Source organism: Streptococcus ovis DSM 16829, assembly GCF_000380125.1.
GTDB lineage: Bacteria > Bacillota > Bacilli > Lactobacillales > Streptococcaceae > Streptococcus > Streptococcus ovis.
Window position 1 is genome coordinate 143,503 of record NZ_KB904574.1, and the last position, 12,838, is coordinate 156,340.

Annotated in this window: 8 protein-coding genes; 6 read left to right on the forward strand and 2 right to left on the reverse strand. The window is 37.8% G+C overall.

The window, feature by feature from the left end:
• The first annotated feature begins 21 nt into the window (after window positions 1-21).
• The 3 genes from A3I9_RS0105650 to A3I9_RS0105660 all read left to right on the forward strand — a co-directional run bounded on the left by A3I9_RS0105650 (window position 22) and on the right by A3I9_RS0105660 (window position 7,048).
• Window positions 22-4,554, forward strand: coding sequence for a Cna B-type domain-containing protein (locus A3I9_RS0105650; protein WP_026217354.1), 4,533 nt, complete (start codon window positions 22-24; stop codon window positions 4,552-4,554).
• A 127-nt stretch (window positions 4,555-4,681) separates the two neighbouring features.
• Window positions 4,682-6,121, forward strand: coding sequence for an isopeptide-forming domain-containing fimbrial protein (locus tag A3I9_RS0105655; protein ID WP_018378078.1), 1,440 nt, complete (start codon window positions 4,682-4,684; stop codon window positions 6,119-6,121).
• Window positions 6,122-6,214: 93 nt separating this feature from the next.
• Window positions 6,215-7,048: a class C sortase gene (locus A3I9_RS0105660; protein ID WP_018378079.1), complete on the forward strand. Its 834-nt coding sequence runs from the start codon at window positions 6,215-6,217 to the stop codon at window positions 7,046-7,048.
• Window positions 7,049-7,131: 83 nt separating this feature from the next.
• On the opposite strand, the gene A3I9_RS12515 is transcribed toward A3I9_RS0105660, so the two are convergent.
• On the reverse strand, window positions 7,132-8,082 hold the full coding sequence (locus tag A3I9_RS12515) for a DNA/RNA non-specific endonuclease (protein WP_083903941.1): 951 nt from the start codon (window positions 8,080-8,082) through the stop codon (window positions 7,132-7,134).
• 236 nt (window positions 8,083-8,318) lie between these two features.
• On the opposite strand from A3I9_RS12515, the gene A3I9_RS0105670 reads away from it, so the two are divergent.
• The 3 genes from A3I9_RS0105670 (at window position 8,319) to A3I9_RS0105680 (ending at window position 10,807) form a co-directional block, all read left to right on the forward strand.
• Entirely contained in the window at window positions 8,319-9,437 is a 1,119-nt protein-coding gene (locus A3I9_RS0105670) for an AAA family ATPase (RefSeq protein ID WP_018378081.1), read from the forward strand.
• Window positions 9,430-10,257: a hypothetical protein gene (locus A3I9_RS0105675; protein WP_018378082.1), complete on the forward strand. Its 828-nt coding sequence runs from the start codon at window positions 9,430-9,432 to the stop codon at window positions 10,255-10,257. The genes A3I9_RS0105670 and A3I9_RS0105675 overlap by 8 nt, the downstream gene beginning before the upstream one ends.
• 85 nt (window positions 10,258-10,342) lie before the next feature.
• Window positions 10,343-10,807 carry an 8-oxo-dGTP diphosphatase gene (locus A3I9_RS0105680; protein WP_018378083.1) on the forward strand — a complete coding sequence of 155 codons (465 nt, stop codon included), beginning with the start codon at window positions 10,343-10,345 and terminating at the stop codon, window positions 10,805-10,807.
• Between the two features lie 102 nt (window positions 10,808-10,909).
• On the opposite strand, the gene glgB is transcribed toward A3I9_RS0105680, so the two are convergent.
• Window positions 10,910-12,808 carry a 1,4-alpha-glucan branching protein GlgB gene (gene glgB, locus A3I9_RS0105685; RefSeq protein WP_018378084.1) on the reverse strand — a complete coding sequence of 633 codons (1,899 nt, stop codon included), beginning with the start codon at window positions 12,806-12,808 and terminating at the stop codon, window positions 10,910-10,912.
• Window positions 12,809-12,838 lie beyond the last annotated feature (30 nt).

Genomic DNA, 12,838 nt, shown 5'->3' on the forward strand with positions numbered 1-12,838 from the left:
ATATAGAAAGGAGAACTATCTTTGAAAACACTATGGGAAAGAATGGTTGCTCTTATCAGAGAAAGGGTACGAGAGAGTATTTGGGCTAGGATTGCTTTAGTACTATCGATCGTGGTAGTATTTTGTACAACATATGCCCTTGTCCTACCGGCCCTAACATTAACTGATAATGCAAGCAAAACGGTTTTGCAGCAGGAAGATCCACCAAGTCCGCAAGCCCCTGTGACAGATGCGAGTGGAGACAATAGTGAGTTTGCGGTTACAACTGAAGTTGTTGATACGACAGCAGCAGAAGTTATAAATGAAATGGATGTGCCTACTGTGTCGGAAACTGAGCCAAGCACTGTAAAAACTGAAACATCAATATCAAGTAAAGAAGACACCGAAGAAGAAAGAGAACGAAAAGCTAGAGAAGCGGGTACTTTTAAAGCAGAAACAGATGATGTTGTTGTTACAGTTCATTATGGAGCCGATACCTTTTCTGAAGAAGTGGTATTGAATGTTCGACCTCTAGAGAATTCTAGTGCGTATGAGGCGAAAATTAATGATCTTCTAAACGAACAAAATCAAACACTTACTGTCGCTCACTCGTATGACATTTCTTTTAAAAATAAAGACGGAGTGGAGATTGAACCAAGCCAAGAAGTTCAGGTCTCAATTGATTTCAAAAACAAGGTCGCTCTTGCTGAAGACTTACAAGCTGGTTGGAAACTATATCACTTTAAAGAAGATAAAGTAGAAGCAGTGGAAGATTTGACAGAAGAAAAGACGACAACCATTGCTGAGACAGCGGAAAAAGAAGTGACAGGAATTAATTTTAAGTCTGACTCTTTCTCACCATATATACTAGCTGGAGTTCAGTATGCTGATTTCTCAGGGTACCTTACTGCTGCAAGTCTTTCAGGAAGTGCAACCTACACACAAAGCACCAAGCAACTACTTGCTCAAATTAATCTTGATTACAAGATTCCACAGTCTGCTTTAGCAGCAAACAAATCGTATGCAATCGAGCTACCAGCGGATACTTCGTGGGGAGAAGGACTTCAACCTTATACAGATTATACTGGTAAAGATGGGAATCGAGATGCCTTCAAGTTTAGATTTATCGAGCAGAATGGTAAAAAGTATCTTGCATTAACTTTCTTAGATACTTACGTCAATAGTGTTGCGCAAGGATCGGATGTTAAAGGGGATATTTATTACAATGCAAGTATTGGTGAGTCTCGCCGTGGAGGAAACGGTGAGTATAAGATTCCTTACTCGGATGATGTAATCATTACTATCCCACCAAATAGTTACAATGAAGTTCCAACACCGCAAGAAAATAAATATGACTTAGGTAGTCAAAAGAGTGGTTCAGTCTCTTATGATGGGGATACAGGAATTCTTGATTACACTGTTGTCGTTTGGTCTGACAAAGGTACGAAAGAGACTGTGAAATTGAAAGATACGTTAACTGCGAATGGACTGACATTAACACCACTCGAAGTAACCTCTATTAAGAAGAGTAGCTATCAATATTATTATGCGAATGAAGACAATAATCCTCAGACTCTTACAGTACAACCGAATAAGATTTCAAACACGTCATTTGATTTAACTTTGCCAAAACTTGAGGCGAAACAGAAATATACCATTACTTATCGTTATAAAGTAACAGGCTTCCCAGCGGGTAAAGCAACTGTTGTTAATAACAAGCTGGAAGTTGAATCACCTGATGTTCCTAACCCAGGTCCGAAAGATAATTCTGTAACACTGGAACGGAATAAGATTTCAAAATCTAGTTCATATGATAAAGATTCAAATAAAATCACTTGGACGATTAAGATTAACGAGAACAAAAATGATATTGCTGGCACAGTCTTGACGGATACCATGTTTAATCAAGTCAAGGTGGCTGATTTGAAATCAACGGATATGTCTGGCATGAAAATTAATGCCAATCCAGATGGTACAATTAAAAACATTGAGTTTTCTGCCACAAATGGTGGTAGGAATACCAAGCAATATACACTGACTTATCAAACAGATGCTGGTCCGGCGCCACAAAGTTGGGGTGAGCAGTCACAAAATATTTCGAATACCGCTACGATTACTGATGGTGGTGAACCAAATAGCGCAACTTCAACAGCTCCAAAACCTAATGATGGTGGTAATACGGGTGGACTTGATAAGGTTGTCGAAAAAATGACACCTACCGATAACGATGACATCAAAGAAGTGACTTGGAAATCAGTCATTAAGATGCCAGCTGATAAAAAATTACCGCAAAACGTAGAGTTCGAAGATATATTAACTGGTAAGGATAATAGTCAGACTGGAGAACATTACTACACGAAGGCACAATTAGATGCTATTTACCAGAAGTTGACTGATGTATTTGGGGCAGGTAATGTCGAGTTTACTATTTGGCCATTTGACTATTATACCTATGTTCCATACGAGCAGATGGTTTCTACTAAGACATATAGAGGTTTCAAATTCAAACTCTTGAAGCCCTATACTGGCTCAGATATTAGTCTTACCTATAATTCCACTATTAATAAATTATCAATGGTGAACTTTACAAATAAAATCTCAAGCTCTGGCTTTGAGAAGTCAGCCACTTATAAGTTTGAAGATACGAGCAAAGTTCGTAAGATGGATGGACATGACACAGTTTGGGATGGCCAAGGACGTGAGTTTGACGCGAAAGATACATCGCATATTGTCAATAAAGATGGTACAATTGACTGGGTTGTTCGTGTTTTAATTGAGGATAATACTAATAAGGTTACTATTACAGATACGCCTCCTGCTGGATTGAAGTTGACTGGATTTACTTATGGTGATGCAACATATTCTATCAATAGTGGTGACTTTACAGTAACCGACACTGAGGTCAAATGGACGAATACAGGTTGGCCAGGTGGCTATGGTACAGATATATCTGTACTTGGAACAATTGGTTCGAATGGATCTGTAACAGTAAATTTTGAAGCTAAAAACGGTAAGACTCTGAAGGAAATACTGAAAGGTAGCAACAAACTTTATGCTCGCTTCAAGTTTAAATCTGATGTCGTTCCATTCGATGACGATATCGTAAAAGAATATACGAATAAGGCCTCAGCTACAATTGATGGTGTTCCTTCTGGTGAAGACGATCATACGCAAAAGATTACGCATAAACCAGGTCAAAAGATTCAAAAAAATGGTATTTGGAATAATGATTCTCGTGCTGTTGAGTACTCACTAACTATTAATCCAGATAAACAAGACTTAGTTGCTTCAAAAGATACTATTGAGGTAACTGATACTCTGACTTATCAAGAAAATCTAACAACTCATCTAAGTTATGACTTGGTACAGGAATCTGTAGAGCTCTTAGATGAATCTGGAAAACCAATTGACAAGTCACTATGGTCTTGGCGTGTTGAAAAGACAAAAGATGCTAGTGGACTTTATAGTAGTGTAATGAAATTGACAGTACCAGATAGTCAGAAATTAACATTGAAGTATAAGTATAGCGTTTCTCAAGATGTTGCAGCAGATGCCTCAGCTAGTTTGACAGTTAAGAATAAGGCTTCAATTTCAGGTCTTAAGACTGGCGGTACAGAAGATAGTACAGACATCACTTGGCAAAAAATTAATGCTGGTGGTACTGCTCAAAGTAATAAGTTCTTTAAGATTACAAAGGTAGATGTAGCAAACTTTGGTATTATCCTACCCGGTGCAATCTTCGAAGTGAGAGAAAATCTTAGTGATAAAGTTGTTGCTACTTATAAGACCGGTGCTGATGGTTCCTTCTATATCACACAAGATAGTAAAGAAGCTCAGCCAGGTAGTGTCGCACTTGAAGAAAATAAACTCTACTACGCGATTGAAGTGAAGGCGCCAATGGGTTATGTATTGCCAGAAGAAGATGCTAGGGAAAGATATTTCTTCTATTATTCTCCGACAGGTACAATTCCTATAAATAGTGGCACTAGTAGTGTTGTCTCAAATGAGTGGACAAACTTAGCTAAGCAAAGTAGGCAAGTTTATCTTGAAAATGAGAAACTTCCTGATGAAACGTCTATTACAGTTCATAAGATTTGGCAAAAAGCCGATGGTAAGGAAACTGAACGTGTAGACGGTCAAATTGAGTTGACATTGAAACAAATCGCTACTGAGGCAGATGGCACAAGTCAAGAAAAAGACTATGCAACTGCAATTGTTACATTTGCTGATAATTGGATGAAGAAATTTGATCAATTGCCGGTTCAAGGTCAAAATGCAGCTGGGGCTTCAGTGAACTATACTTACTATGTCGTTGAAAAAGCTGTTTCAGGTTATTCAACGATGTACGGTGATGCGACAAGCAGTAGTGCTCTTAGTGAGACACCGAAAGATTTTGCAATACAGTCTGGTGGCATCAACGTCATCAACAAAGCAAATAAGGAATACAGCTTACCGAAAACGGGTGGTATTGGTCCTGAAAAGATTCTATGGATGGGTCTAGCGTTGTCAATCTTGACAATTTCATTAATTAGTTATCAATCTTATAAACGTTATCAAGGAGGTGGATCCTTGTGATGTTAAAGGTGGTAAATAGTAGAGGTGGTGATGCTTACTGGTAAGCATCGCGACCTCTCAGCCCTCGGGCATTATTGTTGGCGGTAAGAAGTCATTCTTACTAAACTATTTTAAAAAGGAGAATAACATGAAAAGATTAAAATTAATCTTTGCAACACTTGTTGCAGTTCTTGTGGCTTTTGCTAGTGCACAGAACGTTTCTGCAGACACCTATACAATTACTGTAGATGGTGCTATTGATGGGCACACTTATGAAGCTTACCAGATCTTCAAAGGTGACTTGTCTGGTGACACACTTTCAAATATTACTTGGGGTAACGGAGTAAGTCCGGCAGGTCAAGCTGCTCTTGGAGATGCTAGAACTAAGGCTGAAACGTTGACTGACACTGCAAAAGCTGAAGCATTTGCGAAAGAACTTGCACCATACTTGCAAAATGCAATCGCTGCAAATGGCGCAACAATTACAGCGCCAGAAGCTGGTTACTACTTGATCAAAGATAAAGATGGCTCTCTCAACGATACTGACAAGTCTTACACGTCATATATCTTAGAAGTTGTGAAAGATGTGACAGTAAAACCAAAAGCTGATGTTCCAACTGTACAGAAAAAAGTTAAAGACACAAACGATACAACTGGTGAAACTTCAAATTGGCAAGATTCTGCTGACCATGATTTTAATGATAAAGTTCCTTTCCAATTGACTGCTACACTTCCAAGCAACTATACTGCTTACAAAACTTACTATCTTGAATTTGCTGATACGATGTCAAAAGGTTTGACATTTGACCAAGCTTCAGTAAAAGTGACTGTTGATGGTGTTGCAGTAGATGCATCTAAATATGCAATTACTACTTCTGCTGCAGGTTTCTCACTCAGCTTCGCTGACTTGAAAACAGTTGTACCAGCAGCTACAGCAGGTAGCGAAGTTGTTGTAGAATACGAAGCAACTCTTAACGAAAATGCTGTTATCGGTTCAACTGGTAACCCCAATGAAGTTCAATTGATTTACTCAAACGACCCTAACTACACAGGTGGTGGTGATAAAGAACCTAAAGGTAAAACTCCAAAAGACAAAGTTATCGTCTTCACTTACAAAACAGTTGTAAACAAAGTTGACAAAGATAAAAAACCATTGGCTGGTGCTGAATTCACACTCTTCAAGAAATTGAAAGATGGTTCAGAGAAAGAAATTAAAGTTGTTGTAGCTGAAGAAGGTACACAATTTGCTTTCAACGGTCTTGATGATGGTGACTACGTCTTGCGTGAAACAAAAGCTCCTGCAGGATACAACAAAATTTCAGATATCACTTTCACAATCGTTGCAACTCATGATGAAACAGCTGATGAGCCTAAATTGACTGACCTTAACGGTAATGCAGTTTCAGGTGAAATTACATTCACTAAAGATGTAACTGCTGGTTCGTTGACTACTGACGTTGTCAATAACAAAGGTTCTGAACTTCCAAGTACAGGTAGCACAGGTACAACTATTCTTTATGTAGTCGGTGCAATCCTGGCTATTGGTGCAGGTGTCCTTCTTGTTACTAAAAAACGTATGGATGCTTAATCTAAGCTAACAAAAACACATTTCTGTTGTTATAGGGTGAGAGGTAGCCTGGCTACCTCTTTCCTTTTGACAATGGTAAGGAGAGCCTATTTTATGCTGAAAAAAATAAAATCAAATCTGACGACTATCTTATTGGTCTTTACATTATTGATTGGGTTGTCCCTACTGTTGTACCCAACAGTCAGTGACTACTGGAATTCTTTCCACCAATCTCGAGCTGTGGCAGGTTATGTTGAAAAAGTAGAGGACATGACCAAGAAAGAGTACGATCAGATGTTTGCGAATGCAAACAAGTACAATGAGAATTTAGACAAGAACATCATTCCTGACTTAAATGTAACTAATGATGATGTGAGTAACTATAATAAACTTTTGGATGTGACAGGAACAGGAATCATGGCTTATGTCGAAATTCCGAAGTTAAACACTACTATGCCGATTTACCATGGAGTTGGTGATGAGATTTTGCAGGTGGCAATTGGGCATATTCCAGGAACTTCTTTGCCTGTTGGAGGAAAGGGAACACACTCTGTCATTTCTGGTCACCGTGGTCTTCCATCCGCAAAGTTATTTACAGATATTGACCAGTTGGTGGAAGGAGATACCTTCTTAATTCAAGTTTTGGATGAAACGTTAACCTATGAAGTAGATCAGATTTTAACGGTAACTCCTGATGATGTTTCAGCCCTTAAAATTGATCCAGAGCAGGATTATGTGACGCTAGTGACCTGTACACCATATGGAGTGAACTCTCATCGCTTATTGGTCAGAGGACATCGAATTGAGAATGCTGCTAAGAAAGCACGTGTGACTTCTGAGGCAACGCAGGTGAAACCTTTGCTAGTTGCGCCAACTATCGGAATTATCTTACTTATTTCACTTGCGATTATCGCGCCAATCTATGGCTATTTCCGAACTAAATTGTAATAAAAAAATAACATTTGATGAAATTATCAAGTGTTATTTTTTGTTTTTCACCATTCGTTCATTTGGAGAATCATCGGGCTTGACTATTCTTTGCTGGTGTGACGTTTGCCCATGGAAATAGCTTCTTGCTCTGTGACTTCAATGACATTGGAGAAATTGGTATTGTAAGGCATGCTATCCTTTGAATACCAGTAAACATCCGCAGTTCCGTTTCGAGCGATATAAACGATGCGGTCCTCTGAAATGCTAGGCACACTTGCTTCGCTTGCTGCTGATTGTGTGGGAGGTGTTTGAGTGCTTGTTTGTTCCGAAAATTTTTGGATTGTATTTGTCGCGACGCCAGTAGCGTAATCAATGGTCGCATTTGGGGAAGTGTTGTCTAGCGTGACAACAGTCACTCCGTCTTGATTGATGGATTCCCGTCTACCACCGAGACGAATTTCTAATTTATTTCCATCCTTATCAATTCCAAAATAAGCCAGCAGGATTTGATGGGGGAGGAGATTATTGCCATCATAAATCGGATAAACAGCGTAATCTAAATAATAATTAGGGTGGAGTGCGAGCCAGTTGTCCAATTGCTCTTCATAATAGAGCATGCCATCTGGATTTCCCTTGTCCATGCCGTTATAGTTGCCGGAATTCAGCCAAGCCGTCATCGGAACAAGATTTCGTGCTTCATTTTCTAGACCTGAAAACTGATAGCCAATGAGATGGCCACGATTCATGAGCCAGGCTCTCTTTTGCCCATTGTCGTAGTAAAATCTATAATTGTGCCAACCCGCAGGATTGTATTTGAGCCTGCTTGCACGCTTTTTCCTAGGCTCATCACTTTCTTTTAATCGGATATGCGCCCTCCCAGCTCTTCCAAGTGCGTCAAGCTCGCTTAATTCCAGTGTATAATTGGCAGAGTGTGTGGTTTCAGCATTTAACAGAGGATAGGAGAAGTAGGATAGTTGACTAGGAAAAAGGAGTAAAAGCCCTATTCCAACTAGTAAAACTCGTCTGAAATAAGAATAACGTGACGTTTTCATACAGGCACCTCAAGCAGTATTATCTATCTTTATTATAATACTTTCTAGAATAGACGGCTAGAGAAATTTACAATTATCATTTCACCAAAAGGGAAACTGGTATAACTTGAGCGAAAATGGCTCGAAATGTTGAGTATTTGGTTGATAAACTAGATATTGTGACTTGCACTGGTTAATTATTTATCGTATAATAAATTTGGCCGTAATTTTTTTACGGTCAACAAGGAGGCCACAAAATGTTACAAAAGTTTAAAGTAGAAGGATTTAAAAATTTTTCGTCAAAGATAGAATTTAATTTAACATCTGGAAATTATGCATTTAATGATGAGATTATTCAAAATGAAATACTGAATACAGTAGTGATTTATGGAGATAACGCATCTGGAAAATCTAATTTAGGCTTGGCTATTATGGATATCATTACTCATTTGACAGATAATGAAAAGAATAGTGATGATTATAAAAAGCATTTTTTAAATTTAGAAACTGTGCCCGAGGTTGCAAAGTTTGAATATACATTCAATTTCAATAAGCATATTGTCGAATATAACTATTCTAAAAAAAATCATGATGATATTGTGTATGAGGAATTATTTATAGATGGTGATTTAATTATTCAATATGATAAAGAACAACAACTTAGAAGGATAAATCTAAAAAATGGTAATAACATAAACTTTGATAAATTAAGAGATGATCAATCTCTGGTTAAATTGGCGTATGTTTATGCTACAGGGAGTGATCATATAGAAGGTAGCAAGGATGATGTATTTAATAAATTTATAACGTTTGTTGATTCGATGCTATCTTTTGATTCTATATATGGTAACCATTACCAAGGATACACAACAGGTAGTGGAAGTATTGCTGAGATTATTATCGAAAAAAATAAAGTAAAAGAGTATCAAGACTTTCTTTCATATGTCGGCATTAAATATAACTTATTTGAAAAAGAAATCGATGATACGAAATATATTTTCACAAAATTTGCTTCAGGAAAAGAAGCTAATTTCTTTAAAATCATGTCTAAAGGTACATTAGCTTTATCATTATTTTTTATGTGGTATATGCAATTGGTTGACGGTATAAACTTCATGTTTATTGATGAATTTGATTCTTACTTTCATCATGATGTATCAAGAAAACTAATAGAAAAACTAAAGAATTGTAAAGCACAGGTAATTCTAACGACACACAACACTGCAAATATGTCGAATGCAATTTTAAGACCAGATAGCTATTTTATTATCTCAAATGGAACGATTGCTAATATTGCAGAGCGCTCTGGTCGTGAAATTCGTCAAGCACAAAATATTGAAAAAATGTATAGAGCAGGTAGTTTTGATAATGAGTAACATATTATTTATTGTTGAGGGACTCAAAGATGAACCTAAATATATAGATCAGTTTATTCAATATCATCAAGAACTCATGACGAAAAACGGAAACAATGTCTCATCAATTGTAGTGCAGAGTTATGGAACATTAATCTATGATTTGTATAAAAGACTTTCAAGCTACCGTAGTGATGATGAATTTGAAACGATACCTGTTTTACTAGAAATATTAAACTCTAGAGGAGTTGAGTATGATACTAGATTAGAAGAATATGAGATGTTTTCAGATATTTTTCTTTTTTTTGATTTAGATGCGCATTATCACTATAAAAAAAGGAATAGGAATGCGATTCTATATTCAGCAATGAGAGACCTTTTGTCTTTTTTCAACGAATCAACAGAAAAAGGAAAACTGTTAATCAGCTATCCTATGTTTGAAGCTTTAAAATGTTTTAATGATAAATGTTTGACTAGAGATGAAATTTTATTGTATTTGTTTGATATTTATGAAGTTGAAGGAAGTGCAACAACTTTTAAGAAAAAATATAAGTTCATTTCTACTGACAATTACAATAATCCATTTTATAGTGTTGAGAAAATCGAAAAACTGGTTCAATATTTTATATTCTGTTCTTTGTATTTAGTTGAAAACAAATCGGAAATTGCTAATTCTGAAACTATATTTTTAAAACAATACGAAAAATTTATTAATCTGTCTAATCAGGTTCTTATCTTATCTGCTTTTCCACATTTTATAGTTGATATTTTTGGAATCAAACCATATTATGAAAATGCTTGTCGGGCTGTTATCTGTAAATCTATTACTGAGTATAATTGAAATTGTTATTAATCTATTCCTCAAAAAATTGTATTTTACCCTTAATTTTGATAAAATACAGCCATCGTGATAAAAGGAGTAGATAATGTCCCGTTCAGAAAATGTGATTTTAACCAATATGTGCCTGATAGAAGATGGACAAGGAAATATTGTCATGCAAATACGAGACCCCAAGCGCTATGCTTGGTCTGGTGCAGCCTTGCCTGGTGGGCATATCGAAGCTGGAGAATCGTTGCATGAGGCGGTTGCGAGAGAAGTACGTGAGGAAACAGGATTAACCATTCGAAATCCGCGATTGGTTGGGATGAAGCATTGGCACACTACTGAAAATGTGCGCTATCTAGTTTTTCTCTACCGGACGTCTGAGTTTACCGGAGAACTACGGTCATCAGAAGAAGGAGAAGTGAAGTGGGTTTCACGCCAAGCACTTCCAGAAATGGAGTTAGCTTATGACTTGCTCAACCTGCTTCGTATTTTTGAAGAGGAAGAGCTGTCCGAACTCTTCTACTCTGAACGACTAGAAGATGATTTTGTCAGAGAATTTTGGTGAGATACGGCAACAATTGAAACACAGTACAGAATGCTCTAAGAATTGTAAAAAAATCCCTTTGTCACAGCGACAGAGGGATTTTTACTGTTTCTTCAAATCGAGTTATTTTTCAACTTTCTTTGTTTTTCGAGTAGCTTTTTTCTTCTTTGGGGTTTCGGGAAACACTCGTTGCAAATAATAAGTCGTTAAGCGAGGTACACTGAGATGGGTATCGCCGTGTTCGTTTGTGAAGATTGAGAATGATTCCATTGGAAGGATGCTTGATGAGAAGACTAATTTGTATTCAGTATCAGGCGTCAAATTCAATTGGGTTTCATACATATCAACATCATTGAAGTTGTTGACAATCAGCACTTCATCCTCCTCCGCAGTACGAGTAAAGGCAAATAGGTTGCAATCAGCATCTATTTTTACCCAATTGAACCCTTTTTCGTAAGCTTGGTAATCGTATTTCCACATGGCAGGATGTTCGCGATAAAAGCCAGATAAGTAGTTCATCATTTGATGGAAGGATTGATGGATTGGGAACTCAAGCAGATTCCAGTCCATTTCAGTATATTCGTGCCATTCGCGTATGTGCCCCCATTCATTACCCATGAAGAGGAGTTTTTTACCAGGATGAGCATAGAAGTAACTGTAATAAGCGCGTGCTAGATGGAAGCGGTCTTCGTAGTCTCCATTCATTTTATCAATGATAGAAAGCTTTCCATGTACCACTTCATCGTGTGAGAGTGGTAGTAAGAATTGCTCACTTTGGTTGTAGTACATACCAAAGGTTAACTCATTCGAATGATATTTACGATAAACAGCAGGACGTTCCATGTATTTGAGAGTGTCATTCATCCAGCCCAAATCCCACTTCATATCAAATCCGATACCACCATCTTCTAGGCTATGTGTGACTTTAGGGAAGCTAGAAGAATCTTCCGCAATCATGACCACACCTTTAAACTCAGCATGGACAAGGGCATTGACACGTTTGATAAAGTCAACTGCGGTATGGTTGATATTTTCATCCGCACATTCTCCACGCCAGTAGAGAAGATAAGAAAGCGCGTCTACACGAATCCCGTCAAAGTGGAATTCCTTCAACCAATACTTGAGGTTCGAAAGAAGGAAGGAACGTGTCGAACCTTTTCCAAGGTCGAAATTTGCAGTGCCCCATTGCACATTTTCTCGGTCATATTCCTTTTCGTATTCATAAAGAGATGAACCGTCAAATTGATAGAGACCATGCGCATCTTTACAGAAGTGGAGCGGTACCCAATCGAGAATAACCCCAATACCTGCTTGGTGACAAGCATCTACCAAGTATTTCAACTCATCTGGCTTGCCATAACGGCTAGTCGCACTGAAATAACCTGTTGTTTGATAGCCCCAAGAAGCATCGAGAGGATGCTCGGTAATAGGCATGAGTTCAATATGAGTAAAATGGTTTTCTTTCACATAGTCAACCAGCATACTGGCCAATTCTTTGTAAGAGTAGTAACAAGCTGTTGAATCAGCTTCAAGAGCTGCTTGGTCAACCACCTTTTGGCGCCAAGAGCCTAGATGGACTTCATAGACAGAAAATGGGCTCGTCTTGAAATCATAATTGACACGATTGTACATCCAGACATCATCTTTAAACTTGTAGCGAGGATTGTATGTGACAGATGCTGTTTTCGGACGAACCTCGCTAAAGAAAGCATAAGGATCCGCCTTGTGGAGTTCCCAACCTTGCTGTGTAATAATCAAATACTTATACGTTTCAAGTGATTTGAGTCCTTCAACATAAAGATAGAAAACACCATCAACTTCTCGTTGCATTTCGTGAGTGCGTTCCCAGTTGTTGAAATTTCCCACAAGAAAAACCTGTGCAGCATTTGGAGCATACAGACGGAACTCAGTTCCAAGGATTTTGTTTCTCTCCTTGACCATATGAGCTCCCATGGTTTCATAGAGATTGGTATGTTCACCAGTTTGAAGATAGTAAAGATCAACATCACTAAATTGTGTCATGAATTCTCCTTTCAAAAAGGGAGCCGACAG

Excerpts from the sequence above, each read along its gene's own strand:
- A3I9_RS0105655 (WP_018378078.1), top strand. The coding sequence starts at position 4,682 with ATGAAAAGATTAAAATTAATCTTTGCAACACTTGTTGCAGTTCTTGTG.
- A3I9_RS0105660 (WP_018378079.1), top strand. The coding sequence starts at position 6,215 with ATGCTGAAAAAAATAAAATCAAATCTGACGACTATCTTATTGGTCTTT.
- A3I9_RS12515 (WP_083903941.1), bottom strand. The coding sequence starts at position 8,082 with ATGAAAACGTCACGTTATTCTTATTTCAGACGAGTTTTACTAGTTGGA.
- A3I9_RS0105670 (WP_018378081.1), top strand. The coding sequence starts at position 8,319 with ATGTTACAAAAGTTTAAAGTAGAAGGATTTAAAAATTTTTCGTCAAAG.
- A3I9_RS0105675 (WP_018378082.1), top strand. The coding sequence starts at position 9,430 with ATGAGTAACATATTATTTATTGTTGAGGGACTCAAAGATGAACCTAAA.
- A3I9_RS0105680 (WP_018378083.1), top strand. The coding sequence starts at position 10,343 with ATGTCCCGTTCAGAAAATGTGATTTTAACCAATATGTGCCTGATAGAA.
- glgB (WP_018378084.1), bottom strand. The coding sequence starts at position 12,808 with ATGACACAATTTAGTGATGTTGATCTTTACTATCTTCAAACTGGTGAA.